Origin of the sequence: Microbacterium sp. CGR1 (assembly GCF_051062835.1) — a bacterium.
Lineage (GTDB): Bacteria > Actinomycetota > Actinomycetes > Actinomycetales > Microbacteriaceae > Microbacterium.
Genome location: NZ_JAOTPG010000002.1, coordinates 533229 through 558294 on the forward strand (window position 1 = coordinate 533229; position 25066 = coordinate 558294).

Below are 25066 nucleotides of genomic sequence, written 5' to 3' on the forward strand. Positions count from 1 at the left end.
CACTGCTCCTCCACATTCGAGACCCCACGGGACAAGGGCGGCAGCGGCTGTGGACTCGCCCCGCGGCGCCGACGACGCGATGACACTCGCAGCATGACAACAGTGCTCCGAGCCTCCGGCTCCGCTGAGTTCCTCAGCATCGTCCCGTCTCTCGCAGGCTTCACCCCCACGCAGAGCCTCGTGCTGCTGCCCTTCCACGGCTCCCGCACCTGCGGAGCGATGCGGCTCGATCTCCCGAGAGACGTCGATCTTCGGGACTACGCGGATTCGGCGATCGGACTGGCGTCCCGGGTCGACAGGACGGATGCCGTCGCCGTGGTCGTCTACACCGATGACGAGGTGCATTCGACGCGCGATGGACTCGTCCTGCCGTTCGCCGTCGAAGTCGACGAGGTGCTCGGGCGCGCGGAGGACGCGGGGCTCCGCATCGTCGACGCGCTCTGCGTCACGGCCGACGGCTGGGCGAGCTACCTCGACGGCGAGCCCGAGCTGCGGTCGCTCGCTCATGGGGCGCCCGAGGTGCCGGGAGTCGGAGACGTGTCGGGCGATCAGCTGGCGGGAGCGGCTCTCCCGAGCGTCGATCTCGCCGCGAAGGAACGCGTGGCGCGAGCGCTGCGCGACATCACGGAACTGCTCGAGCGCAGCAGGACGGGCGATCTGTCGGGAGTCGAGAACCCGCAGGCGCTCGCGGCCCTGGTCCTTCTCGAGGACCTCCCTGCGTTCTTCGAGTCGGTGCTCGCCTCACCCGACGACCTCCCGCCGTTCGCGACGGCCGCACTGCTCTGGTGCCTCGACCGTCCGCTCTTCCGGGATGTGGCGCTGACGCAGTGGGCCACCGACGCGCTGGGCGGCGCTCGCACGCTCGAGGCGCAGCTCGCGTTCGCCGACACGAGGTCGACCGTGCCCGACGACCTCGGCGACGTCTTCCTCGGCCGGGGCGCCGCGCCCGACCCCGAACGACTCCGGCGCGCCCTCACTCTCGTGCGCGCCGCCGCCGCCCGCGCACCGCGCGCATCTCGACTCGGCCCCCTCACCGCAGCCGCGTGGCTCTCGTGGGCGCTCGGTCGATCGAGCCACGCGGCGCACTACCTCGACCTCGTTCGCGAGATCGACCCCGAGTACGGCCTCGCGGCCCTGCTCGAGACGATGATCAGTGCCGCGATGCTCCCGGAGTGGGCGTTCCGGCGCGGTGCGAAGCCCGTTACTTGACGAGCGGGAACAGGATGGTCTCGCGGATGCCGAGCCCGGTGATCGCCATCAGCAGGCGATCGATGCCCATGCCCATGCCGCCGGACGGCGGCATGCCGTGCTCGAGTGCCCGCAGGAACTCCTCATCGACCGGCATGGCCTCGACATCACCACGCGCGGCGAGCTTCGCCTGCTCGACGAACCTCTCGCGCTGGATGACGGGGTCGACGAGCTCGGAGTACCCGGTCGCCAGCTCGAAGCCACGGATGTACAGATCCCACTTCTCGACCACGCCGGCGATCGAGCGGTGCTCGCGCACCAATGGCGAGGTGTCGACGGGGAAGTCCATCACGAAGGTGGGGCGCACCAGGTCACCCTTCACGAAGTGCTCCCACAGCTCTTCGACGAGCTTGCCGTGCGTCGCCTGGGCCGGCAGATCCACGCTGTTGGCCTCGGCGAAGGCGATGAGGTCCTCGACCGGGTCGCTCGGGGTGATCGTGCGGCCGGACGCCGCCGACAGCGATTCGTACATCGAGATGCGGTCCCACTCGCCGCCGAGGTCGTACTCGGTGCCGTCTGCCCAGGTCACGGTGGTCGAACCGGACACCGCGATCGCAGCCTGCTGCACGAGCTCCTGCGTCAGAGCGGCCATCTGGTTGTAGTCACCGTAGGCCTGGTAGGCCTCGAGCATGGCGAACTCGGGGCTGTGAGTGGAGTCGGCACCCTCGTTGCGGAAGTTGCGGTTGATCTCGTAGACCCGCTCGATACCGCCGACCACCGCGCGCTTCAGGTAGAGCTCCGGAGCGATGCGAAGGTACAGCTCGGTGTCGAAAGCGTTGGAGTGCGTCACGAACGGACGGGCCGACGCTCCGCCGTGCTGCACCTGCAGCATCGGCGTCTCGACCTCGAGGTAGTCATGGCTGCCGAACGTCGCGCGCAGGCTGGCGTTGACCGCGGCACGGGCACGGACGGTGGTGCGCGCCTGCTCGCGGACGATGAGGTCGAGGTAGCGGCTGCGGACGCGGCCTTCCTCGCTGAGCTCCGAGTAGGCGTTCGGGAGAGGCAGGATCGCCTTCGAGGCGATCGTCCATCCGTCGGCCATGATCGACAGCTCGCCACGACGGCTGGAGATGACCTCGCCGTGCACGAACACGTGATCGCCCAGGTCGACGTACTCCTTCCAGTCGGCGAGCGACTCCTCTCCGACGTTGGCGAGCGAGATCATCGCCTGGATACGCGATCCGTCGCCCGCCTGCAGCGTGGCGAAGCAGAGCTTGCCCGTGTTGCGGCTGAACACGACGCGGCCGGCGACGCCGACGACGACACCGGTCTCGGCACCTGCCTCGAGATCGTCGTACTCCGCGCGCAGAGCCGGGATCTGGTGCGTCACCGGAACGCTGACGGGGAAGGCCCCGCCCGCGGCATCCGCCCGATTCGCAACCAGGCGCTCGCGCTTGGCGAGACGCACGGCCTTCTGCTCGTGGACGTCTTCTTCGGTGGCGGCGGTGGCCGTCTCGGGCGCGGCAGACGCGTCAGTCATTCGGGGGCTCCTTGAAAGTCGTCTCCAGTTTACCGAGGTCGCGTCCCTCACCCCGCGGTCGAGTCTGGGTAGCCTCGAAGCATGGCAGCCATCGTCCTCGCCCCCGCTCTCGTCACGGTCGGTCTCGCCGCCACGGCCCTGCTGGCGCCGGCCGCCTCCGCGACCGCGGCGAGCGCCAACACCAGCGCCAGCGCCGACGCCGACGCCGACGTCGATGACTTCTCCTATGCCTCATGGGACGCGCGGTTCGAGGTGAGCCTCGACGACGAGGGCCGCTCGCGCATGCACGTGACCGAGTCGCTGACGGCGAGATTCCCTGACTCCGACCAGAACAAGGGCATCGTCCGCGGACTGCCGACGAGCTACGAGAACGCCTGGCTCGAGCTCGAAGTGCTGTCGGTGACCGACGAGACCGGCGCAGAAGTGCCCTACGAGACCGATGAGGAAGACGGACTGCTCTACGTCCTCACCGGCGACGACGACTACGTGCAGGGGCTCACGACCTACGTGATCGAATACGAGATGCGCGACGTCGTGCTGGCGGCCGACACAGGCGTCGACGAGTTCTACTGGGACCTCCTTCCCCTCGACAGCACCCAGCCCATCGAGGAGTTCCGTGCCGATGTGGTGTTCGACGACGAGATGACCGGGCGCATGACCGGAGGCGTGCGCTGCTACGTCGGCGTCGCGGGCTCGACGAGCGAATGCCCCCTCACCACGTCATCGGACGGCTCGGAGTTCCACGTCGAGGCGAACGAGCTGTCTCCGGGCGAAGGCGTGACCGTCGCAGTCGGGTTCGATTCGGGCACCGTCGCACAGCCGGCAGCCCGCCAGCCCGATCCCGTGACCGACACGGTGCCCGCGATCGCCGCACTCGGCGGACTCGGGCTCTCGGTCGGCGGCTGGTTCGCCGTCTCGTCGTTCAGACGGTCCCGCCGTACATCCGGCGGCATCATCGTCGCCCAGTACGACGTTCCGGACTCGATGCCGCCGTTGCTCGCCGCAGTGATCGTGCCCGGGGCGAAGGATGCGATCCCCGCCGAGATCGTCCATCTCGCCGTGCGCGGCACCGTGCGCATCGAGGAAGGCACCGAGACCGAGGCCCCTCGGCTCCGACGCCTCCCCGGAGGCCGCATCCCCGACCAGCTCGACGTCGAGGCGCTCGATGCCCTGTTCACGGATGCCGACGCCGATGGTGTCGCCGAGCTCCCGACCGCGAGCGAGGACTTCGCCGCGCGCATGACGGCGCTGGCGAAGAGCGGCGCTGACACGGCGGTGTCGCGGGGTCTGGTGACGACGGCGCGCAGCCGCGGCGCGATGATCCTGCAGTGGTGTGCGATCGCCATCGCTGTCGTCGGCTTCGGTCTGGGGCTGTGGGGCATCATCGCGGGCAGGGTCACGGCGTTGCCCGCATTCATCGCCATCGCATTCGGCCTGTTCCTCGTGCTGCTGTCCTCGCTCTACAGCTTCTCGAAGCACACGGTGCTGACCGCCGAGGGAGCCCGAGAATACGAGTACCTCATGGGGGTGAAGGAGTTCATCCGGGTGGCCGAGGCAGACCGACTGCAGATGCTCCAGTCGTACTCGGGCGCCGAACGTCGTCAGGACGGCAGCGCGAACGTGATCGTCGTCTACGAACGCCTCCTCCCCTACGCGATGCTGTTCGGCATGGAGGACGAGTGGGGTCGGGTGCTCGAGAGCGCCTACACCGCGGAACATCGCGGGGCCGCGTGGATCGGCGATCCCGGCGCTCCCTTCGTGAGTGGCCAGCTGGTCGCATTCGCCGCCTCGTCGAACGCGGCCGCGAGCTACTCGGCCCCGAGCGCGGGCACCTCGTCGAGCTCCGGCGGGTCGTTCGGAGGCGGCTTCTCGGGCGGAGGCGGCGGAGGCGGCTTCTCGGGCGGCCGCTGACCTCGGTGGGCTTCTGACCTCGGTGCGCCATTGACCTCGGTAGGCCTCTGACCGCAGGCGGCCGCTGACCTCAGAGCAGGGGCGAGGGACCGGACGCATCCCGCAGCGCCCGCTCGACGGTCGACTGCACGAGCGCCGACAGATACCCGCCGGGGTTCTCGATGCCGATCTCGCCGAGACGCGTGGTCGACTGCACGATGATCGACCGTGAGAACTCGGTCGCCGCCTGAATCACGTCAGCGTATGCCGCCCGATCGGCTTCCGCGATGACCACGGGCTCGCATCCGATCTCCACCGCCAGCGCCTGGGCGATGGGCAGCACCGCAGCCGGCGCCGTCACCGCTGCGTAGCTCGCCTGCAGCTGGCGCAGGTCGATCGTCGTGCCCGTGAAGGTGATGGCCGGGTGCACGGCGAGCGGGATCGCACCGCTCTCGGCGGCCGGTCGCAGGACGTCGATGCCGTAGCCGGGGTCGGTGTGCAGCACGAGCTGTCCGAGCTGCCAGCCGCCCACCTCGGCGATGCCCGCTATGAGATCCGGCAGCTGGTCGTGTGGAACGGCGATGACGACGAGCTCACTGCGCCGCACGACCTCGAGTGCGTCGAGGATGGGCACGTCGGGCAGCACGGCCGACGCACGATCGTCGTCCGAGCCGCTCGTGATTCCCGTGATCGCGTGACCCGCGCCGGCGAGTGCCGCACCGATGACCGGGCCGACGCGCCCCGCGCCGACGATGCCGACTCCGAGGCGCCCGTCGCGGCGCGAAGGATCACTCACCGTTCGGCGCCGGAGGCACGGGCGGAGCCACCGGCGGAGCAGGAGGAGCCACCGGCGGAGCAGGAGGAGCCACCGGCGGAGCAGGCGGCGCGACCGGCGCAGCAGGAGCTACCGGCGCGGCACCCGGCGGAACATACGGCGGAGGCGGAGTCACCGGCGGAGCAGGAGACGTCGCCGGCGGAGCTGGCGGCGCGACGGGAGGCGCGGCCGGAGCCGCAGTCGGCGCACCCGGGCCCACGTACGGCGGAGGCGGGGTCACCGTCGAGGGCGCACCCGCAGGCGGCGCAGCAGGAGCTCCGAGCACACCAGGCTCGGCCTCGGCGCCGGCTCCCGGATACCCGCCGGGAACCTGAGTTCCCTCGGCGTCCGTCACGTACTCGCCCCAGCGGTGAGTATGGTCCCGCGCCGCAGCGGCGGCCGCGGCCGAGCTCACACCGTCGAGCAGGAAGAGCGCGTCATCCCGCTCGAGCCCCGACAGGTAGCCGGTGATGAGGCCCTGCACCGAGTGCACCTGCGCCCCCGAGACGCGCTGAGCGCGGTCGATCGGCCCCTGCGAGAGCGAGACCCCCTGCAGCCGGGCGAGCGGGAAGACGGCCAGCTTGCGCCACACCGTTCCTCTGCGCAGCAGCAGACCGAACTCGGTGAGCGCGTATCCGTGCCGCTTCCACGAGAGGGGCCTGCGCCACCATGCCCGACGAGCCATCGTGCGATACGGGTCACCCTCGACCGGGCCGAGGATCCCGTGCTCCCAGACGAGCGGGATGTCGGCGACCGGCGCATCCGGCAGTATCAGCGCGAGCACCCTCTCGACGTCGGCGCGCTTGCCGACGGGCAGCACGACGTTGAACTGCTGCGCCGAGCCAGAAGACTGCTGCGCGGCGCTCTTGCCACTCATGCGGTTGATCTTGATGGTCCACCAGCCGAACGGACGCCACAGCAGCGACTGCGTGACCTCCACGGCGAAGATGCGGCCCGGGGGCAGCGTCTCGGTCACGGTTGTCAGCAGTCCGTAAGTGATCCGCACGCCGTCGGGTGTCGGCGCGATCGAGTACCGCAGCGACTTCGAGATCTGCGCCCAGGTGATACCGACGACGGCGATGACCATCGGGATTCCGATGCCGAGAGTGATCCCGAGTCCGAGGAAGCCTCCGATCGGGTCGCCGTCGATCAGCGATCCGATCGCGACACCGCCGACCGCGACGCCGAAGATCACGCCGAAGAAGACGACCCAGAGCACGCTCGAGATCAGCTGCGATCCGATCAGACGCCCGGTCGGGATCTTGACCACGCTCTCGGGTTCGACGTCCGCGAGGTCGACACCGCCGAGCAGGCCGTTGACGCCCTCGTTCACGGATCCGACGAGCTGAGCCCTGGTCGACGCGGGAGCACCAGGAGCGGTTCCGGCGGGGTTCGGCGGGCGCACACCGGATGCCGCATCCGCTGCGCTCTGCCGCGCGGCGCGAGCCCCGGAGGCGAGGCGGAGGATGTCGGTGCGCACGGACTCGGCGCGAGGAGTTGCGAGGTACTCGAGCTCGACGTTCGAGTCGGTGCCGGCACCCACCACCTCGAGCTTCGCGAGTCCGATGATGCGCGCGGGGAAGGGACGCGTGAGGTTGACGCCCTGCACCCGGTCGAGCGGCGCGCGCCGATGCGAGCGGAAGATGATGCCCTTGCGCACCTCGACGTGGTCGCCGGTGATCCGGAACTGCTGGAAGCGCCAGATGAACCAGAAGATCCCGACCAGCACGATGACCAGGGCCAGCACGCCGAGCAGCACCACGAGGATCAGATTGTTGGCGAGCACCCAGTCGACGGGGTCGCCGCCTGTGTAGTCGTCGTAGTGCGCCTCTTCCGGAGTGAAGAGGTCGACGAACCAGGCGATGAGACGGTCGCGGAGGTTCGCGATCGCGATACCGGCGATGATGATGAGCGCCAGCCCGCCCTTGAAGAGCGGGGTGAGCGGATGCATCCGATGCCACTCGCCGTCGGCGAGGGTCGTCGACTCGGCCCGCGGCTCGACGTTCGCCGAGGGTGGCGGCGGGAACTGCTGCTCGCTCACAGGCCCGTCCGGCGGGTCTCGGCCACTTCGATGAGCGTGTCGCGCAAGGCTTCGGAGGCGGCCTGGGTCAGCCCGGGGATCTGCACACCGGTGGTCGCGGCGGCCGTCACCATCTTCAACTGCGTGACGCCGAAGGCGCGGTCGAGCGGCCCCTGCGTGATGTCGACGAGCTGCATGCGCCCGTAGGGCACCGCGATCATGCGCTGCCAGAGGATGCCCTTGCGGAAGACGATGTCGTCGGCGCGGAGCATGTAGCCGATGGCCTTCGCCTGCCGCGGCAGGATGATCAGCGTGATCAGTGTGATCAGCACGACGACGCCCGCGGGGATCCACACCCACGTCTGGTGCAGCACCAGCGCGAGCACCAGCGCGACGGCCAGCACGAATGCCACGAAGATCAGGTTCTGCACGATCTGCGACACGACGTATCGCGGCGAGATCTGGTGCCAGCTGCCGTCGAGCTCCAGCCTTGCCTCACTGCGCGCAGTGCGCAGCTGGGTGTAGGTGCCCTGGTCGAGGGCCGCGAGGTCAGTGACCTCCGCCGAGTTCAGCGGGGCCGGGATCCCCGGCTCGATCTCTGGGTTCTGAGTCATCAGGATCCTTCGGAAGTATGCAGAACTGTTCGGCGATGAGCGCGGCGACCACGAGCACGATCGCGCTTCCGATCAGTGCCAGCATCGCCACAGTCGACCCTACCGGGGGATCGATCGGCCTGGAGAGGAGGAACACCAGAAGGCCCGCACCGAATCCCGCCATGATCGCGCCCACGAGACTCGACGCACGGGCGAGGGTCACGGCACGGGTCGCGCGGAACGGGTCGATGCGCACGCCCTGGCGCACGCTCGAACGCACCGGCCAGGCCACGCCGAGCGACGCAGCGGCGATGAGCAGCAGCAGCACGGGCAGCAGGAGCGACGGCGTGAAGGTGGTGCGGCCCATGGCCGTGAGCATGTGGTCCAGGACGAAGCCCGCAGCCACTGCGAGGAGCGCGAGCACGACGAGCAGTCCGACAGAGGTGCGCTTCATCACTGCTCCGCGGTGTGCAGGCGCGCGACGAGGTCCGCGACCCTGCCGCGTCCGGGCAGCTCGGCCTCGGCATCGAGTTCGAGCCACGGCTCGAGCACGAACAGACGCTCGAAGGCGCGCGGATGCGGCAGCTGCAGGTGCTCGTCCTCCGAGGCCTCATCGCCGTAGGCGATCAGGTCGAGGTCGAGGGTCCGGTCGCCCCAGCGCTCGTGGCGCTCCCTGCCGTACTCGTCCTCGATGGCGTGCAGCATCCCGAGGAGGATCGACGGCGCGAGGCGCGTGGTCACGAGGGCCGCGGCGTTGACATATCCGGGGGCCTCGGGGTCGGGGCCGTCGAGACGCAGCGCGACCGTCTCGTAGAGCGAGGACAGTCGGACGTCGTTGACCAGGGGCAGCCGCGCGATGCGCTCGGCCGCCGCGCGGATCGTGCTCTCTCGGTCGCCGAGGTTCGCCCCGAAGGCGACGACGGCCACCGCTTCTTTCCTGCCGGGGCGCGGACCGGGAATGCTCGGCGGGTTCGCCAGGTTGCGGCTCATCGCGACACCTCCACGGCCGAGTGCTTCTGCGCGCGGTGCACCGTGACGGCGACGTCGCCGAAGGTCAGCGCGATCGGGGCATGCGGCTTGTGCACCGTGACCGTGACGGCGTGGACGCGGGAGTCGGCCAGCGCGACGTCGGCGATGCGCTCCGCCAGCGTCTCGATGAGGTTGACGGGCTCCCCGGCGACCACGGCGGCCACCTTCTCGGCGAGCTCGCCGTAGTGCACGGTGTCCGCGACGTCGTCGGATGACGCGGCCTCAGCCAGCGGCATCATCAGGCGCAGATCGATCGTGAACTCCTGACCGTTCTCGCGCTCGTGATCGTAGACGCCGTGCCGGCCGAAGACGGTGAGCCCCGTCAGGACGATCTCATCGAGGAAACCCATGGTCCTACTTCCCCTCCCAGGCATGCGTGATGGCGAGAGCATCGCGGGTGGCACCGACATCGTGCACCCGCACGGCCCACACACCCGCTCGCGCGGCCAGTGCACTGGTCACCGCGGTCGCGAGATCGCGTCGCGCTTCCGAGACCTCCGCGGGGTCCACGCCGATGGTCTCGGCGAGGAACCTCTTGCGCGACGTGCCGATGAGCACCCGCGGCCCGAGGTCGAGGATCTCATCGAGTCCGCGCAGGACGTCCCAGTTCTGGGCGCCCGTCTTCGAGAACCCGATACCCGGATCGAGGATCAGCCGGGAGGGAGCAATACCCGATGACGCGGCCTCCCCCATGCGTTCGCGCAACTCTCCGGCGACCTCTCGCGCCGCCCGGCGATACTCGGCATGCGCGTACATGTCAGAGGAGAACCCGCGCCAGTGACCGATCGCGTAGTCGGCGCCTGACTCGGCGACCGCCGCGAGCATGTCGGGGTCGGCCAGACCTCCAGAGACGTCGTTGACGATCCGCGCCCCCGCTCGCACTGCGGCGGCGGCGGTGGCGGCGTTGAGGGTGTCGATACTGACCGGTGCACCCTCGGCGACCAACTGCTCGATCACCGGGAGCACGCGTCGTTGCTCTTCCGCCGCGCCCACGCGCTCGGCACCGGGCCGGGTCGACTCGCCGCCGATGTCGAGCACCGTGGCTCCGTCGGCCCGCAGCTGCAGTCCGTGTGCGACCGCGCGGTCCACGTCGAAGTACCGCCCGCCGTCGCTGAACGAGTCGGGGGTGATGTTGACGATGCCCCAGATGCCGGTCATGCGTGCGCCGAACCGGTCGATGCGCCGATCAGCGCGATGAGCTCGGCGCGCGCGACCGCATCCGTGTACTCACCACGTGCGGCGATCGTCAGGGTGGATGCCTCGGGCTGGCGGCCTCCGCGCATCGTGACGCAGCCATGGCTCGCGTCGAGCACGACCAGCACCCCGCGGGTGTCGAGGTGTTCGGCGATCGTGTCGGCGATCTGCTCACCGAGACGCTCCTGCACCTGCGGCCGGGCCGCGAGGATCTCGACCACCCGCACCAGCGCGCCGAGACCGACGACCTGCTCACCGGGAAGGTAGGCGATGTGCGCCCGCCCGGCGAACGGCAGCAGGTGGTGTTCGCACACCGACCGGAACCGGATGTCTCGCAGCAGCACCGCACCGGACGGCAGCGTGTCTGGTGCGGGACCGCGGGCGACGCTGATCGTGTGCGCGAGGGGTGCCGCGGCATCCTCGCCGACCCCGGCGAAGAACTCCGCGTACAGCTCGCCCATGCGCGAAGGAGTCTGCTTCAGGCCGGGGCGATCCGGGTCCTCCCCGATCGCCTCGAGCAGTTCCCGTGTCAGCCGCTCGACACGTGCACGGTCGACAGCCACGGGTCAGGCCGTCGCGGGTCGTGCCTGACCGGCGTTCGCGGATCCCGGCTGCGTGCGCGCAGCCGCTGAGGGAGCCTCGACCGATGCGGCGAGCGAGACGTCCTTCTTCGGGACCTCGATCGGAGGCCGTTCCGACACCGGACGGTCTTCGCTGGAGAGCCAGAGCGGACGCTCGGGGAGCTTCTTCACCTCGGTGAAGATCTCGGCGATCTGGTTGTGGTCGAGGGTCTCCTCCTCGAGCAGTGCCAACGCGAGCCTGTCGAGGATGTCGCGGTTGGCGCTGATGACCTCGTAGGCCTCGTTGTGCGCCTGCTCGATGAGCGCGCGCACCTCGGCATCCACCCGCTCCGCGACCTTCTCGGAGTACTCGCGGCCACGGCCCATGTCGCGCGCGACGAACATGTCGCCACCCTCGGAGCCGAGCTTGACCGGCCCGACCTGGGTGGTCATGCCGTACTCGATGACCATCTTGCGGGCGATCGACGTCGCCTTCTCGATGTCGTTCGATGCGCCAGTGGTCGGGTCGTGGAAGATGATCTCCTCGGCGACGCGGCCGCCCATGGCGTACGTGAGCTGGTCCTGCAGCTCGTTGCGCGTGACGGAGTACTTGTCGTCGAGCGGCAGCACCATCGTGTAGCCGAGAGCCTTGCCTCGGGGCAGGATGGTGATCTTCGTCACGGGGTCGGTGTAGTTCATCGCGGCAGCTGCGAGAGCGTGCCCACCCTCGTGATACGCGGTGATCAGCTTCTCTTTGTCCTTCATGACGCGGGTGCGACGCTGAGGACCGGCGATCACGCGGTCGATGGCCTCGTCGAGAGCGCGGTTGTCGACCAGCTGCGCGTTCGAGCGCGCGGTCAGCAGTGCGGCCTCGTTGAGCACGTTCGCGAGATCTGCTCCGGTGAAGCCGGGGGTCTTGCGGGCGACGACCTCGAGGTCGACGCTCTTCGACAGCGGCTTGCCCTTGCTGTGCACCTCGAGGATCTTCTGGCGGCCGCGCAGGTCGGGGGCATCGACGCCGATCTGACGGTCGAAACGGCCGGGGCGCAGCAGCGCAGGGTCGAGGATGTCGGGACGGTTCGTCGCCGCGATCACGATGACGTTCGCGTTCGGGTCGAAGCCGTCCATCTCGACGAGCATCTGGTTGAGCGTCTGCTCGCGCTCGTCGTTTCCGCCGCCCATGCCGGCACCACGGTGACGACCGACGGCGTCGATCTCATCGATGAAGATGATCGCAGGAGAGTTCTCCTTGGCGACGTTGAACAGGTCGCGCACCCGGGATGCGCCGACACCGACGAACATCTCGACGAAGTCCGAACCCGAGATCGAGTAGAAGGGGGCACCCGCCTCGCCGGCGACCGCGCGGGCGAGCAGCGTCTTTCCGGTTCCGGGAGGGCCGTACAGCAGCACGCCCTTCGGGATGCGGGCGCCGATGGCCTGGAACTTGGCCGGATCCTGCAGGAACTCCTTGATCTCGTGGAGCTCCTCGATCGCCTCGTCGGCACCGGCGACGTCGGCGAAGGTGACCGTCGGGGTCTCCTTGTTGACGAGCTTGGCCTTGGACTTGCCGAACTGCATGACCTTGCCGCCGCCGCCCTGCATCGACGACAGCAGCCACCAGAACAGCAGGCCGAGCAGCACGAGGGGAAGAAGAAGGGAGAGGATGCCGTCGAACCAGGTCGCACGCGGGACGGCGTCGTTGAAGCCGTCCTTCGGGTCGGCGTCGTTGATCGCCTTGACGACCTCGTCGGCGCGGGCGTCGACGTAGTAGAACTGCACGTTCTCGGAGCCCTCGAACGCCTTCGACAGCGTCATGTCGACCCGCTGGTCGCCGTCGGTGTTGACGACCTCGGTGACGGACTCGCCGGCGAGCAGCTTCAGACCCTCCTGGGTCGTGATCTGCTTCGGCGCGCCGAGATTCGAGATCAGAAGGAAGCCGCCGAACAGCAGCAGGCCGATCAGGGCGACGTAGATCAGCGGATTCCGCGTGAGCTTCTTGACATCCATGGTCGGATCAGCGTATCGCGCGTGCCCTAGGTGGCCGCTGTGCGTTCACCCACGGCGTATCGGTACGCCGCCCCGGTCGTCGAGTGAGGAGCCGGCGACGGGACGAGACGCGCTCAGCTGTAGACGTGCGGTGCGAGCACCGCGACGTCGCGGAGGTTGCGGTAGCGCTCGTCGTAGTCGAGTCCGTAGCCGACCACGAAGTCGGTCGGGATGTCGAAGCCGACGTACTTGCAGTCGATGACCACCTTCGCAGCCTCGGGCTTGCGGAGCAGCGCCAGCACCTCGATCGACTCCGCACCGCGCGACTCGAAGTTCTCGAGCAGCCAGCTGAGGGTGAGGCCGGAGTCGATGATGTCCTCGACGATCAGCACGTGCTTGCCGTTCAGATCGGTGTCGAGGTCCTTGCGGATCTGCACGACGCCGCTCGACTTCGTGCTCGCGCCGTAGCTCGAGACGGCCATCCAGTCCATCGGCGCGTGGAACGGCAGCGCGCGGGCGAAGTCCGCCATGACCATGACCGCGCCCTTGAGAACGCCGACGAGCACGAGCTCCTTGCCCTCATAATCGGCGGCGACCTGAATCGCGAGCTCGTCGAGCTTCGCGATGATCTCCTCCTCGGTCACGAGGATCTGAGCAAGGTCGTCCTGGATTTCCGCGGCGCGCATGGATCGATGTTACGTCGTCGCACCACCTCGCCAGAAACCGGACCGCGCCGCACCGCATGCCCGCAGGGCGGGTGCGTCAGCTGCAGGTGAGCGTGCCCGAGAGCGTGGCAGCCTCATCGACGATGCCGAGGATGCCGAGGTCGGCGCCCTGTTCGACGACCGAGCCTTCGAAGCCGTCGAATGCGAGCGAGTCGTCGTCGGACTCCGTGGTGCCGCTGCCCACGAACCAGCGGTCGTCTTCGAGGTGGATCGCGACCGTGGCCTGATCGCCGAGGAACGAGACAGTCACTGCGGCACGACCATCGACGTCACCGCCGCCGATGAATGACCTGAGTTCCTGCGTCTCCGAGCACTGGATCCCGTCGACGTCGATGTCGTCCGTCGTCGGCGCACTGCCGTCGGCGTACGTGATCGTCAACGTCTGCGCCAGTGTCTGCGGAGCCGTGTCGACCGCCGGTGCACACGCCGTCATCGCCGAGAGGAGCAGGACGCCGATGGCGGCGCTGCCCGACGCGATGGGAGAGATTCGTATCGTGGCCGCGGCGCGCTCATCCGACCGCCCGACGAATAATCGCGATGAGTGTCTCGGCATCCTCTGCTCCCCCTGGGTTCGGCCCTCGAGGGCGAAGGTCAGGATACTGCGCGCGGCGGACTCATCCGCACTACTCTGGGCGGTGACACGGGCGGATGCCCCAGACGGAAGGAATCTCCATGGCTCTCGACGACATCCTCGCGCAGGTCCCGATCGACGACATCGCCGCGAAGCTCGGAGTCTCCCCCGAGGTCGCCAAGTCGGCTGTCGAGCAGGGCGGCGCCGTGCTGCTGGGCGGTCTGGCGAAGAACGCCTCGACCGCCGAGGGCTCCTCCGCGATCGAGAACGCGCTCAAGCGCCATGAGGGCACGGCCGGCGCCGCGAAGGTCGACGACATCGACCAAGAGGACGGCGGCAAGATCGTCTCGCACATCCTCGGCGCCGACGAGAAGAAGGTCACGCAGAAGCTCACCGAGTCGAAGGAGACCGCAGGCATCGACTTCGGCAAGCTCCTCCCGATCCTCGCCCCGATCGTGATGGGCCTGATCGCCAACGCGACCAAGGGCAAGTCCACGAAGTCCGAGACCGCAGAGGCGCAGCCCGGCGGCGGCGGGATCGGCGATGTGATCGGTGGTCTGCTCGGCGGAGGCAACTCGTCGGGCAGTGGCGGGATCGGTGACCTGCTGGGCGGCCTGCTCGGCGGAGGCAAGTCCTCGGGCGGCGGCGGGATCGGCGACCTGCTGGGCGGCCTGCTCGGCGGCGGCAAGAAGTAGCGCCCAGCGGAGCGTTCGACGCGTGTCGGTCGCTCCGCTGCTCCGACTCACCGCGCGGTGAAGACGATCCGCCCGCCGAGTCGCGCTGCCGAGCACGCAGGCAGATCGACGGGACCCTGACCCGACCAGTCCGTCGCGAGACGGGCGACCTCGAGGGTCTGCAGCCGCGTCAGGCTCACGCCGAACTCGCTGTCGACGACGAGGCGGATGATCCGGTTGCGGAGAGCGGCCGGGTTTGCGGCGAGAGCGGCGACGCTCACGGAGATCCCCGCCTCGGCATGCTCGACGATGTCCTCGATGGTCTCGTGGATCATCTCGTCGAACGCCTCTGCGTCCTCGCGAAGCTGTTCGGCGGTGCGGGCGAGGGCCTCCGCGATGCCCGGGCCCAGTTCGGACTCGAGAACGGGCAGCACCCGCTCCCGCACGCGCACCCGCGCGAAGCGGTCCTCGGAGTTGTGGGGGTCGTCCCAGAACGCGAGATCGGATCTCTCGCAGAACGCACGCGTCGTCTCGCGCCTCACACCCAGCAACGGGCGCACCCACCGCAGTCCGTCATCGTCCTCGCGCACCGGCGCCATGCCCTGCAGGCTCGCGGCGCCGGACCCGCGGGCGAGTCCGAGCAGCACGGTCTCCGCCTGGTCGTCGAGCGTGTGTCCGAGCAGCACGGCCGCCGCACCGGCATCCGCTGCCGCGTCCTTCAACACCCGGTATCGCGCGTCGCGTGCCGCGGCCTCGGGGCCGCCCTCCTCGCCCACCTCGACGCGCACGATGAGGGCCTCGAGTCCGAGCGCCGTCGCTGCCTGGGCGGCGCGTGCGGCCACGGCATCCGAGTCGTCCTGAAGACCGTGGTCAACCGTGAGACTCCCCACTCGGAGCCCGAGCTTGGGCGCCTCGAACGCAGTCGCCGCGGCGAGAGCGAGCGAGTCGGCGCCCCCGGAGAGCGCCACGACGACGGTCGATCCCTCGGGCAGGTCGGCGAGCGCGGTGCGCACTGCGAGGCGGATCTCGGCGATGGCGGGTGAGAGCGAGGGCACAGCTCCACGGTAGATCACGACGAGGGATCGCCGCGCGACGGTCGCGCTGAGCCCTCGTGTGGTCATAACCTGACGCCGTGGCAGAACAGACAGTGCGATTCCGGACCGAGCGGTTCAAGGCGTTCGTCGACGCGGTCGTGGCGATCGCGATGACACTGCTGATCCTGCCGCTCATGGAGTCGGTGTCGGATGCCGCGTCGGACAAGCTGAGCACCGCCGAGTTCTTCTCCGAGCACTCCGGCCAACTGCTGAGCTTCGGGCTCAGCTTCGTTCTCATCGCGACGTTCTGGATGGGGCACCATCGCCAGTACCGCGACGTGGAGTGGATCACCACTCCCCTGCTCTGGATCAACATCGCGTGGATGGCGACCATCGTCTGGCTGCCTGTGCCGACCGCGATGATCGGCCAGTTGGACACCGACCTCCTGCAGCCGGTGGTGTACATCGGCACCCTGATCCTCACCCAGGTCACGACACTCGCCGGCTGGGTCTATCTGCTGCGCCACCCCGACTTCACCACCACTCCGGTCGAGACCCTGCGCGCGGGGGTCATCGGCGATCTGGCCGCCATCATCCTGTTCCTCGTCGCCCTGGCCATCGCGGTCTTCGTGCAGCCCTACGGGTACGCGGGGCTGCTGGTGCTGCTGCTGAGCGGCGTGGTGACGAAACTGCTGGACCGCATCGGGCAGCGCCGCCCCGCAGCGGGCTGATCACCTCCCTCCGGAACACGTCCGAGGTGCTCCGCCGCCCGCAGGTAGGCTAGTGCGCGGCATCCAACCGTCTTTTCTGAGGAGCACACGCATGGGCGCACACGACGCCGTCATCGAGATCCCGCGCGGCAGCCGCGTGAAGTACGAGGTCGACCACGAGACCGGACGAGTGCACCTCGACCGTGTGCTCTACACGACCTTCGGGTACCCCGCCGACTACGGCTACTTCGAAAACACCCTCGGCGAGGACGGCGACCCACTCGACGTGCTCGTGCTCCTCGACCACGCCATCTACCCCGGCGTCGTCGTCGAGGTGCGCCCCGTCGCCGTGCTCAAGATGAGCGACGAGGCCGGCGGAGACGACAAGCTCGTCGCCGTCCTGTCGAAGGACCCCCGCTGGGCCCACATCCAGGACATCGACGACATCGCCGAGTACACGAAGAAGGAGATCTCGCACTTCTTCGAGCACTATAAGGACCTCGAGCCCAACAAGTGGGTCAAGGTCGACGAGTGGGGCGACGCCGCTGAGGCGCAGCGCATCCTCGACGAGGCGATCGTCCGTTTCGGCGAGCAGGGTCACTGACCCCGGGCTTCACGAAGAAGACCCCCGGTTCCGCTCAGCGGCCGGGGGTCTTCTTCGTGGCAGACGCGGTTCTCAGACCGAGATGCCGCGGTTCGCGAGGAAGGTGATCGGGTTCGTGTAGGCCCCGTTGAGGTAGACCTCGAAGTGCAGATGGCACCCGACGGATGCTCCGGTGTTGCCCGCATAGGCGATGACCTGACCGGAGTTCACCCATGCGCCGTTGCGGACGGCGAATCCGCCGTCTCTGATGTGCGCGTAGCCGGACGAGACCCCACCGCCGTGCTGGATGCGGATGTAGTTGCCGTAGTTCCCGCGCGGGCCGGCGTAGTCGACTGTCCCGGAGTTCGCCGCGTAGATCGCCGCTCCGCAGCCGTTCGCGAGGTCGACCCCGTAGTGATAGCCGGAGCAGGCCGCGCAGGGCTTGGGCCGGGGGCCGTATCCTGCGCTGCGGTGACCGCCGTGCGGGCGGACCCAGCCACCGGATCCCGGTGAACCGCCCGTGCCGCCACCGCCCCCGCCGCCGCCGTTGTTCGCGGCTGCAGCTGCTGCCGCTGCCGCCTCGGCTGCTTCGCGCTGCCTGCGCTGCTCTTCGGCGACGCGCACGCCCTCCTGGTAGCCGGCGACCGTCGTCGCGGTGGCGTCCTTGAGGGCGGCGAGCTGTGCCTGCATCGTGGAGAGGTTGGCCGTCTGCTCGTCGAGAGCGACCTGAGCGGCATCCGCCGCGGCCTGCGCCTCGATCATCTTCTGCTCGGCGATCTGCTGCAGGCGGTCGCGCTCGGTGCGGGCGACGACGGCCTGGTCGGTCAGCGACTGCGCGGAGTTGCGTGCGGCGACCGCATTGTCGTGGACGGTCTGGTTGTACTGGTAGACCTTGTCCATCGAGCCGAGCCGCGAGAGCAGCTCGTCGGCGTTGTCGGCGGAGCCGGCGAAGAACAGTTCGAGTGCGGTGTCATCGCCGCCGTTGCGATAGAGCTGTGCGGCGAGCTGGGCGGCCTTCTTGGTGGCCTCGTCGGCAACCACGGCCTGCGCGTCGGCCTGGGCCTGCAACTCCTCGGCCACGGCGATCGCGTCGAAGTACGCCAGCTGTGCGGTGTTGTACTCCTCACCCGCGAGCTGGGCCTTGGCCTGCGCGTCAGCGACGCGCTGCGTGAGCGACTGGATGAGCCCCTCGATGCGGGTGATCTCGGCGGCCTTGGAGGACTGATTCGCCATGGCGCGCTGCACGTCGTCCCAACTGGGGTACGTCGCGGCGTATGCGGCGGTCACCCCTGAGGAGACACCGAAGGCGCTGAGGGCGACGACGCTGAGGGCGCCCATCGTGAGCGCACTGCGTCGAGTGACCGAGCCGTTCTTCCAGAACGCTCGGCTTTCTGCAGGTGTGGGCGCGCAGCCGCAATCGTCGGAGGCCGCCGTGGCAGCATCCTTCGAGGAGTGCTTGTCGTTCACACGGCCCCTTCCGCCGGTTTCACAAATGCCACACTAACAACATCTTTCACATCCGCAACAGGCAGCGGACAGCGCCGGAGGGCACAGCGATACGACTCCATCGTCCCCCCGAACACGCCCGGGCGACAGCAGGCTCGCCCTCGATTCGCGTTTTGCCTGAATCTTCCCTTATGCTTGAGCGTCGGCAAGGAAGTCCCCCGGGACAGACTTCGGCCCCATCGTTTAGCGGCCTAGGACGCCGCCCTTTCACGGCGGTAGCACGGGTTCGAATCCCGTTGGGGTCACTCCTTCCGGTACAATTGAAAACAAGTATGGCCCTGTAGCGCAGTTGGTTAGCGTGCCGCCCTGTCACGGCGGAGGTCGCGGGTTCAAGTCCCGTCAGGGTCGCTCTAAGCGACGGGCCTTTCTCTTCGAGAAAGGCCTTTCGTCTAGATGCGGCAGGTTCAGCCGGTCGCATGGCTCTGTAGCTCAGTTGGTAGAGCGCACGACTGAAAATCGTGAGGTCACGGGATCGACGCCCGTCGGAGCCACAAGGACCATCATTACAGTGGTCCCAGAAACCCTCGCCTAGCTTCTACATGGCGGGGGTTTTGCCTTACCCCGGCGAAGGACTTGACCACATTTTGGCCACGCCCTGCTGAGCCGCATCGTCGAGACGACCTGCCACATGGTCAAGATCATCGTCGAAGAGGTCGGCATACACGTCGAGGGTCATCGCGGCCGATGCGTGGCCCAGCATTCGCTGCACAGCTTTCACGTTTGCGCCTGCTGAGATCGCGAGCGACGCGGCCGTGTGGCGCAGATCATGCACTGTCACTGTCGGGAAGCGCGCGTCACGCTCCTGAAGACGCTTGAGCGCCGGGAGAAACACCCGCTTGCGGAAGTTGCCGTTGCGCATCTCCAGGCCACGACTAGAGACGAACAGCGGCTCCTGGGGTTGTTTCCCTGCGGCTCTTGCCCGCAGCGGAGGCTCTAGGAACGCAGGGAAGGGCACAGAGCGGCGCTCATGCGTCTTCGGTGTTCCACGCACAAGCGTTCCGCGCACGTCGGGCCCGCGGGGCCATGTGCCGTTCAGTCGAACTTCATCCCATTCAGCGCCGCGTGGATTCGGTCTTGACGTTCGGCCTCAGCATTGGCCTGCCGCTGTCGCTCAAGTTGTTCAGCCGCGTGAGCTTGTCGCTCCCACTCGTTTGCCTCCAACACCACCTTGCGAACAGTTTCGAGGTGATGCTTCGCAACTTCCTCAACGGTCGTACCGTCGAGGAGGATACGGTCTCCGGAAACCGAGGCGATCCCGGCCCGATGCATCGTCGAGAAAAAGCCCCCGTTCCAAGCTCGTTCGAAGTACGCAGCCCAGTTTCGTGACGGCTGTCGGGAGAGTCGCAGCGGAACAAGGTAAAGCGCACTTCCTCGCGTTCCGTCGTTTCTTGGGCGGCCCAATCCCTTCTCATCGACGCCGGTGACGCGGATGGGAGCATCCGCAGATTCGTTGCTGGAAGCACGCCCCCTCTCAGGGGCGTGCTGCCGCCGGGACGGAATCACTCGTGCCGGGGCCAGATGGCGCTCGATGCTGGCCGCCAGGCGCTCGGTCGCTTGAGCGACGTCGTCCCGGTGCACTTCCACATAGAGCTTGTCTTTCAGGCTCGGCGGCATTTCTACCTGGTCAATCCGCACCGGCAAGACCTTCACGCCGCTTCGAGCAATCTCGCCCGTCATGGCTAGCGAAACCTCCTTCTGACACCAAGGGCTCGTGACACTGCTCTCGCTAACGAGGGCGACGACGAAGTCGATCTGGTCGAGTGCCGCAGTGACGCGCTCGACAATGCTGTCCCCCACCAGAAGTTCGCCCTCATCGCGCCAGACGAAGTAACCGAGCTTCTCAAGACCATCTTGCAGCCCTGCAGCCAATCGTTTGTCGGCGTGCTGGTAGCTGATGAATACGCTGGCTAAGAAGTCTTCGGGCGTCATAGCACTGACAATAGAGCGGGACGAGCGAGTATGGCGCCTTGATACTCAAGATCATCCGTTCACGGTCGACCGCTAGGGGGGCACCACCAGCTTCCTCACCGGAAACGATCGTTTGCGGCGGGTCTGTCTTCCTCGGTCTGCGCGGCGTTCCAAAAACGTCGGCCGCAACAGAGTTCCGGCAGACGATTGCGGCGGCAAAGCGATGCCGCTCGTGGAGGAGGTCGGTTGCGAGCGTTGCCTTGATCTCCGATCGTGGGTCACGATCGGAGATCAAGGACCAGCGCATTCGCGATGAGGGTGCGACTTCAGCGGGCTTGAACGGTGGTTTACGACTCGTCGCGGAAGTCGGAGATCGTGCGCTCCACGAGGCGTGGTTCGTCGAAAACGACGTCGCAGCCGTCGCTCTGGGGCGACTGGGCCTCGAATCCGATCTCCAGCGGCTTGTCTGCATTGGGGAGCGAGAACGCGCGGATCAGCTCCCACCGTTCGCCGTCCACGGACGCATGGAAGGCAAAGACCTTCCCCTTCCGAGAGACCCGCAGGTGCACGTGATCTCCGTCGACTGTGAAGGCGTTGGCGTCGTCGGATATGCGATTGTTGACGACACTGACGATCATCGCCTGCCTGCGTGGCGAGAACTCGAAGCAGAGCTTCGCCCATGTCTCACGGTCGTGGCGCAGGAACAGCACGCCGGCATCGAACGTGCCTGCGAAGCGGACGCGGACACGCGCGCTGAGCTGGAAGTCGCCAGCGGGAGCATCGGTCAGAAGCGTTGCGGCGTTGTGCAGCGTCGACGACGTGACCTGGCCGCCGTCGTCGCCGCCTGGGTCGGTGAAGATGTCGGTGCCCGGAATGCTGGAAACACGGATGCTGCCCGAGGCAGGATCCACCGACCAGCGGTCTTCTGGGAACGGCCGGAACGGGGTCTCGATGCTGGGGATGTATACCGTCATGCGATCAGGCTAGCAAAATGCTGTGCACGTGCACGGTTCCTAACGGTCTGCTCACTCGTCCCGTTGGAGATGCCATGAGAGGCGAAGTATCTTTCTGCTTGTGGACGCCGCTGAAACATGAGGTCGACGCCCAATCAACGAATATTCGACTCCTGGAGTTGTCCGCGACGCAGAGCGATGTGAGGTGCAAGGAATGCTGCGATCACGACCAGTGCGAGGGGCACGATGAGGGCGCTGCGGAGACCGAAGTGCTCACCGAGGAACCCGAGCACAGGGGGGCCGACGAGGAACGCGACGTATCCGAGCGTCGCAACGAAGGAGACACGCGCCGCGCTTTGAGAACCGGAGGCGCCGGCCGCGCTGATCGCGACCGGGAATCCGAGCGAAGCTCCGAGTCCCCAGAGGATGACAGCGGCGCCTGCGGCAACCTGGTTGTCGACGAAGATCACTACGGCGAGCCCGGCAACACCAGCCACCGCGCTCGCGCAGAGCACAGCGGCGCGGCCGTAGCGTGCGATGAACCAGCCGCCGCAGAATCGTCCGATTGTCATGGACGCGGCGAACACGGCGTAGATCGCCGAACCGAGGGCAGCGTCGAACCCATGTCCGTCGACCATTACCAGGGGCAGCCAGTCGTTCGCGGTACCTTCGGCCAAGGCCATCGCCAGCACCACCGCACCGATGATCAGAAGGCGCCCGTCACGCAACAGCGCGCCCAATCCACCGCGGGTCGCCGCACCTGAGGCACCGGCCACGTGGTCTGTCTTGCCCACGCGGGGGGAGATCTGGCGGATGGCGACGACGAGGATCAGAAGGTCTATGCCGCCGACGATGAGGAGATGGTGCAGGACGGGGTACTCGGTGGCAGTGAAGATGATCCCGGCGACGGCGCCGATGAACGTGCCGAGGCTGAACGAACCGTGCAGCGCCGGAAGAACCGATTTGTCCAAAGCTTTCTCGACGTCGGCTCCTTCCACGTTGAGGGCGACCTCGAGGCCCCCCATGCCGAGACCGAAGAGGAGCAGACCTGCGGTGACGACGCCGCTCTGGCTCGATGATGCGCCGAAGCCGATGGTGGGCATGCTCAGCAAGATGAGAGCGGTGCCGAGCACCATCATCGGGCGCGTGCTGAAGCGGGCGACGAGAGGACCTGCGCTCAGGATTCCGACCATGGAACCCACTGACAGCCCCAAAAGGACCAGCCCGATCTCCGCCGTCGAGGCCCCCAGAAGGTCCCGAATGTCGGGCGTCCTCGTCACCCACGAAGAGATGCTCAAACCTGGCACGAAGAAGAGGGCGAAAAGCGCCAACCGACGTCGCGATGCGGGGGCTTCCAGGGTGTTCCGGTCCATGTGTACAAACGTACACATGGTTCCAGTACAGTTTCTGACAGGGGGTTCAGATGGGAAGCGAACGTGGGTCGAACGATACTGGCCGGCGAGAGCTGATTGCGGCTACCGCTCTCGGTGTGATCATCGCGCACGGCGTATACCGCACGACCTACCGCAAGATCGCCGAGGCTGCAGCCGTTCCGCTCGGGTCGGTGACTTACTACTTCAAGACGCTGGAGGACGTGGTCTGTTCGGCGTTCGAGGGTCTGATGGCCACGGTGTCGGCGCGATATGCAGCAGCGCTCGATGCGGCGGAGGATCAGTCCGCCGCGTGTGATGCAGTGACTGAGCTCGTGTGTGGAGACTCATTCGCGTCGGAAGGCGAGCTTGTAGCGATCTACGAGCTGTACGCCTTCTCGAACCACAACGATCGCGCCCACCGACTGATGGCTAGATGGCTCGCTCTCAGCCGGGTGAGCTTGTCGCGGCACTTCTCAGTCGAAGCATCCCAGGCGATAGATGCTTTTGTGGAGGGACGCCTCATCCATCGACCGCTGGAGACCGTAGAACTTGACCGAACTGCAGTGCGTCGTGCCATCACTGCCATCGCGCTCGCACTTCCGTAGGCGCGGAGATACCCCGCGATTCTCGATAGCGCGAAATAGCGATCAGAGAATGCGGCCACAAAGCAATAACAGTGGCGGCCCGCCCTGCCGAAAACGATCGTTTTCGGCGCGCTGCGGCCAAGCTCGTTTCGAGGCCTGCCTACAGCCCATGCCAATTGTTGGTCGGGTTCACGGCGGGAGGAATCGGCCGGGGGGGGTTCGGCGGGCGCCTACTTTCTCCATCCCCCTGCCCCTTGCGAATCTCAAGGAGCAGGGAGATGAAGCATCAGCGAATGCTCGATCGTCGCCGGGCGGTGATGCTGATGACGGAGTCGAGGACGAGGAATGCGAGGAGTGTCCATCCGACGAGGGGGAGCCAGAACCCGACCAGTAGTGTGACCGCTCCTATGGCGGCGATGCCCCACCAGGGTGCTGGTGTCGCGCGCCGGGCGACCACACGAGCTGACCGCCGCCGTCCGCGCTGCCGCCGCAGGGAGAGTGCCCTTGCACCTGGGTCGCGTCCGGGCTCCTCAACCGCATGCGCGCCCCTCAGGTCAGCCTCAGCAGTCGCGAGATCGAAGTTCTTGAGCTCGTGGCTACAGGCCGATCGAACACCGAAGTCGCAGACCGACTCTTCGTCAGCGAGACGATGGTGAAATCACATCTCGCCCACATCTTCTCCAGACTCAATATCAGCTCGCGCACCGCAGCAGTCTCGGCAGCACGCCAGAAAAGAATCTTGCAGTAAGCGACCTCTCCGAATTCGAGCCGACCGATCTGAGGCGAGCCCGCCCCTTAGGATCGCCAGTATCCGTTGGCGGCTGAGACGGTCTGGAAGTTCGTTGCGACGACGTGTGAGATCGCGATCAGCGCGTCGAAGTTTTCGGCGTAGTCGGCGCGAACTCGCTCGCGAATCTCCGCGGAAGGTTGGGTGAGCTTCACCGCCGTGCGGGAGAGCTTGACGGCGAGTGCGTAGCCTTCCTCAGGGGTGGCGGTCTGCAGGGAGGGGAGCCAGGAGTCAGTCATGGACGTGCTTTCGTTGAGTGTGCGGGGGAAGCTGAGGGGTCAGGCGCAATTTCCGTCGATGTCGCAGAAGGCCGGCCCGGATGAGATGGTCTCTCCAGAGGCGCGACTCAGCTCCGACGGCGACTCGGCGAGCAGCCGCCCGAGTCGGGCTCCGAGGGCCAGCTCGTCGACGGCGCCGAAGGTGACGTCGCGCAGACGTCCGTCGCGGTCGATGATCAGCATCGACGGCGTGCCGCGTAGCCCGTATCGCTGCATGGTCGCGGGAATCGCCTGGCCGGGAACGGGGCGGTCGATCGCGACGGGGAAGTTGATCCGGTACTCGGAGAGGAACACTTCGAGGGCCTCCCGTCCCATGACGGCGTGGTGCTCGAAGACCGTGTGCAGGCCGAGGACGACGACCTCGTCGCGGTCGAAGGTGCGGTGGATGCGCTGAGCGAGGGGCAGGCCGTGGCTGATGCAGCCGGGACAGAGCATCTGGAACGTCTCGATCACGACGACGCGCCCGCGCAGCGACTCGATCGAGACGGGAGCGCTGTTCAGCCACGACGAGACGTCGAGGGTGAATTGCTCGGTGGCGAGGGTGGATGCAGGCATGAGGGTCTCTT

Annotated in this window: 26 protein-coding genes, 3 tRNA genes and 1 pseudogene; 10 read left to right on the forward strand and 20 right to left on the reverse strand. The window is 67.5% G+C overall.

From position 1 onward, the window contains the following. Nucleotides 1-93: 93 nt before the first annotated feature. The gene (locus tag OD997_RS17455; RefSeq protein ID WP_434332820.1) at nucleotides 94-1209 is read left to right on the forward strand and encodes a DUF4192 family protein; all 1116 of its coding nucleotides are present in this window, start codon (nucleotides 94-96) and stop codon (nucleotides 1207-1209) included. On the opposite strand, the gene lysS is transcribed toward OD997_RS17455, so the two are convergent. Next, on the reverse strand, nucleotides 1202-2728 hold the full coding sequence (lysS, locus tag OD997_RS17460) for a lysine--tRNA ligase (RefSeq protein ID WP_434332821.1): 1527 nt from the start codon (nucleotides 2726-2728) through the stop codon (nucleotides 1202-1204). The genes OD997_RS17455 and lysS overlap by 8 nt on opposite strands. Before the next feature lie 81 nt (nucleotides 2729-2809). Here lysS and OD997_RS17465 point away from each other — a divergent pair, with 81 nt between their 5' ends. Continuing rightward, nucleotides 2810-4639 (forward strand): DUF2207 domain-containing protein, encoded by a 1830-nt coding sequence (locus OD997_RS17465; protein ID WP_434332822.1) that lies wholly within the window; start codon nucleotides 2810-2812, stop codon nucleotides 4637-4639. Between the two features lie 70 nt (nucleotides 4640-4709). Here OD997_RS17465 and OD997_RS17470 read toward each other — a convergent pair whose 3' ends face one another. The 11 genes from OD997_RS17470 to OD997_RS17520 form a co-directional block, all read right to left on the reverse strand. Next, entirely contained in the window at nucleotides 4710-5414 is a 705-nt protein-coding gene (locus OD997_RS17470) for a DUF2520 domain-containing protein (RefSeq protein WP_056515342.1), read from the reverse strand. Further along, nucleotides 5407-7473: a PH domain-containing protein gene (locus tag OD997_RS17475; RefSeq protein ID WP_434332823.1), complete on the reverse strand. Its 2067-nt coding sequence runs from the start codon at nucleotides 7471-7473 to the stop codon at nucleotides 5407-5409. Before OD997_RS17475 ends, OD997_RS17470 begins: the two co-directional genes overlap by 8 nt. Next, a complete protein-coding gene (locus OD997_RS17480; RefSeq protein ID WP_434332824.1) occupies nucleotides 7470-8066 on the reverse strand; it encodes a PH domain-containing protein in 597 nt (198 codons plus the stop codon). Before OD997_RS17480 ends, OD997_RS17475 begins: the two co-directional genes overlap by 4 nt. Continuing rightward, nucleotides 8002-8499, reverse strand: coding sequence for a DUF3180 domain-containing protein (locus OD997_RS17485; protein WP_434332825.1), 498 nt, complete (start codon nucleotides 8497-8499; stop codon nucleotides 8002-8004). Before OD997_RS17485 ends, OD997_RS17480 begins: the two co-directional genes overlap by 65 nt. Continuing rightward, nucleotides 8499-9035 carry a 2-amino-4-hydroxy-6-hydroxymethyldihydropteridine diphosphokinase gene (folK, locus tag OD997_RS17490; protein ID WP_434332826.1) on the reverse strand — a complete coding sequence of 179 codons (537 nt, stop codon included), beginning with the start codon at nucleotides 9033-9035 and terminating at the stop codon, nucleotides 8499-8501. Before folK ends, OD997_RS17485 begins: the two co-directional genes overlap by 1 nt. Further along, nucleotides 9032-9424, reverse strand: coding sequence for a dihydroneopterin aldolase (gene folB, locus OD997_RS17495; RefSeq protein WP_434332827.1), 393 nt, complete (start codon nucleotides 9422-9424; stop codon nucleotides 9032-9034). Before folB ends, folK begins: the two co-directional genes overlap by 4 nt. 4 nt (nucleotides 9425-9428) lie before the next feature. Further along, a complete protein-coding gene (folP, locus tag OD997_RS17500; protein ID WP_434332828.1) occupies nucleotides 9429-10232 on the reverse strand; it encodes a dihydropteroate synthase in 804 nt (267 codons plus the stop codon). Continuing rightward, nucleotides 10229-10831: a GTP cyclohydrolase I gene (gene folE / locus OD997_RS17505; protein WP_434332829.1), complete on the reverse strand. Its 603-nt coding sequence runs from the start codon at nucleotides 10829-10831 to the stop codon at nucleotides 10229-10231. Before folE ends, folP begins: the two co-directional genes overlap by 4 nt. A gap of 3 nt (nucleotides 10832-10834) precedes the next feature. Next, the gene (gene ftsH / locus OD997_RS17510) at nucleotides 10835-12835 is read right to left on the reverse strand and encodes an ATP-dependent zinc metalloprotease FtsH (protein ID WP_434332830.1); all 2001 of its coding nucleotides are present in this window, start codon (nucleotides 12833-12835) and stop codon (nucleotides 10835-10837) included. Nucleotides 12836-12948: 113 nt separating this feature from the next. Further along, nucleotides 12949-13500, reverse strand: a complete 552-nt coding sequence (hpt, locus tag OD997_RS17515; protein ID WP_434332831.1) for a hypoxanthine phosphoribosyltransferase — start codon at nucleotides 13498-13500, stop codon at nucleotides 12949-12951. Between the two features lie 76 nt (nucleotides 13501-13576). After that, nucleotides 13577-14092, reverse strand: a complete 516-nt coding sequence (locus OD997_RS17520) for a hypothetical protein (protein WP_434332832.1) — start codon at nucleotides 14090-14092, stop codon at nucleotides 13577-13579. A gap of 119 nt (nucleotides 14093-14211) precedes the next feature. On the opposite strand from OD997_RS17520, the gene OD997_RS17525 reads away from it, so the two are divergent. Next, nucleotides 14212-14805 carry a DUF937 domain-containing protein gene (locus OD997_RS17525; RefSeq protein WP_434332833.1) on the forward strand — a complete coding sequence of 198 codons (594 nt, stop codon included), beginning with the start codon at nucleotides 14212-14214 and terminating at the stop codon, nucleotides 14803-14805. A gap of 47 nt (nucleotides 14806-14852) precedes the next feature. Here OD997_RS17525 and tilS read toward each other — a convergent pair whose 3' ends face one another. Then, nucleotides 14853-15839, reverse strand: coding sequence for a tRNA lysidine(34) synthetase TilS (gene tilS / locus OD997_RS17530; protein ID WP_434332834.1), 987 nt, complete (start codon nucleotides 15837-15839; stop codon nucleotides 14853-14855). Nucleotides 15840-15916: 77 nt separating this feature from the next. Between tilS and OD997_RS17535 the strand changes: the two genes are divergently transcribed. Together OD997_RS17535 and OD997_RS17540 are read left to right on the forward strand one after the other, a co-directional pair. Further along, entirely contained in the window at nucleotides 15917-16549 is a 633-nt protein-coding gene (locus OD997_RS17535) for a TMEM175 family protein (RefSeq protein WP_434332835.1), read from the forward strand. A 91-nt stretch (nucleotides 16550-16640) separates the two neighbouring features. Then, nucleotides 16641-17132: an inorganic diphosphatase gene (locus OD997_RS17540; protein ID WP_434332836.1), complete on the forward strand. Its 492-nt coding sequence runs from the start codon at nucleotides 16641-16643 to the stop codon at nucleotides 17130-17132. Between the two features lie 72 nt (nucleotides 17133-17204). On the opposite strand, the gene OD997_RS17545 is transcribed toward OD997_RS17540, so the two are convergent. Then, entirely contained in the window at nucleotides 17205-18578 is a 1374-nt protein-coding gene (locus OD997_RS17545; protein ID WP_434332837.1) for a peptidoglycan DD-metalloendopeptidase family protein, read from the reverse strand. Nucleotides 18579-18789: 211 nt separating this feature from the next. Between OD997_RS17545 and OD997_RS17550 the strand changes: the two genes are divergently transcribed. The 3 genes from OD997_RS17550 to OD997_RS17560 all read left to right on the forward strand — a co-directional run bounded on the left by OD997_RS17550 (nucleotide 18790) and on the right by OD997_RS17560 (nucleotide 19108). Beyond that, nucleotides 18790-18862: transfer RNA gene (locus tag OD997_RS17550), tRNA-Glu, on the forward strand. Between the two features lie 29 nt (nucleotides 18863-18891). After that, nucleotides 18892-18965 (forward strand) — tRNA-Asp (locus tag OD997_RS17555). Between the two features lie 70 nt (nucleotides 18966-19035). Next, a tRNA-Phe gene (locus OD997_RS17560) sits at nucleotides 19036-19108 on the forward strand. Nucleotides 19109-19173: 65 nt separating this feature from the next. On the opposite strand, the gene OD997_RS17565 is transcribed toward OD997_RS17560, so the two are convergent. The 4 genes from OD997_RS17565 to OD997_RS17580 form a co-directional block, all read right to left on the reverse strand. Beyond that, a complete protein-coding gene (locus tag OD997_RS17565) occupies nucleotides 19174-19623 on the reverse strand; it encodes a tyrosine-type recombinase/integrase (protein WP_434332838.1) in 450 nt (149 codons plus the stop codon). A 26-nt stretch (nucleotides 19624-19649) separates the two neighbouring features. Then, nucleotides 19650-20546 carry a toll/interleukin-1 receptor domain-containing protein gene (locus tag OD997_RS17570; protein WP_434332839.1) on the reverse strand — a complete coding sequence of 299 codons (897 nt, stop codon included), beginning with the start codon at nucleotides 20544-20546 and terminating at the stop codon, nucleotides 19650-19652. A gap of 326 nt (nucleotides 20547-20872) precedes the next feature. Beyond that, entirely contained in the window at nucleotides 20873-21499 is a 627-nt protein-coding gene (locus OD997_RS17575; protein WP_434332840.1) for a DUF1349 domain-containing protein, read from the reverse strand. Nucleotides 21500-21633: 134 nt separating this feature from the next. Continuing rightward, nucleotides 21634-22869 carry an MFS transporter gene (locus OD997_RS17580; protein ID WP_434332841.1) on the reverse strand — a complete coding sequence of 412 codons (1236 nt, stop codon included), beginning with the start codon at nucleotides 22867-22869 and terminating at the stop codon, nucleotides 21634-21636. Nucleotides 22870-22901: 32 nt separating this feature from the next. Between OD997_RS17580 and OD997_RS17585 the strand changes: the two genes are divergently transcribed. Together OD997_RS17585 and OD997_RS17590 are read left to right on the forward strand one after the other, a co-directional pair. Beyond that, nucleotides 22902-23456: a TetR/AcrR family transcriptional regulator gene (locus OD997_RS17585; protein ID WP_434332842.1), complete on the forward strand. Its 555-nt coding sequence runs from the start codon at nucleotides 22902-22904 to the stop codon at nucleotides 23454-23456. A gap of 432 nt (nucleotides 23457-23888) precedes the next feature. After that, nucleotides 23889-24183 (forward strand): annotated as a pseudogene (locus tag OD997_RS17590) (response regulator transcription factor); the annotation flags it as partial. A gap of 47 nt (nucleotides 24184-24230) precedes the next feature. Here OD997_RS17590 and OD997_RS17595 read toward each other — a convergent pair. Both OD997_RS17595 and OD997_RS17600 read right to left on the reverse strand, forming a co-directional pair. Continuing rightward, entirely contained in the window at nucleotides 24231-24461 is a 231-nt protein-coding gene (locus OD997_RS17595) for a hexameric tyrosine-coordinated heme protein (protein WP_434332843.1), read from the reverse strand. A gap of 39 nt (nucleotides 24462-24500) precedes the next feature. Beyond that, nucleotides 24501-25055, reverse strand: coding sequence for a peroxiredoxin family protein (locus OD997_RS17600; protein WP_434332844.1), 555 nt, complete (start codon nucleotides 25053-25055; stop codon nucleotides 24501-24503). Between the last annotated feature and the right edge of the window lie 11 nt (nucleotides 25056-25066).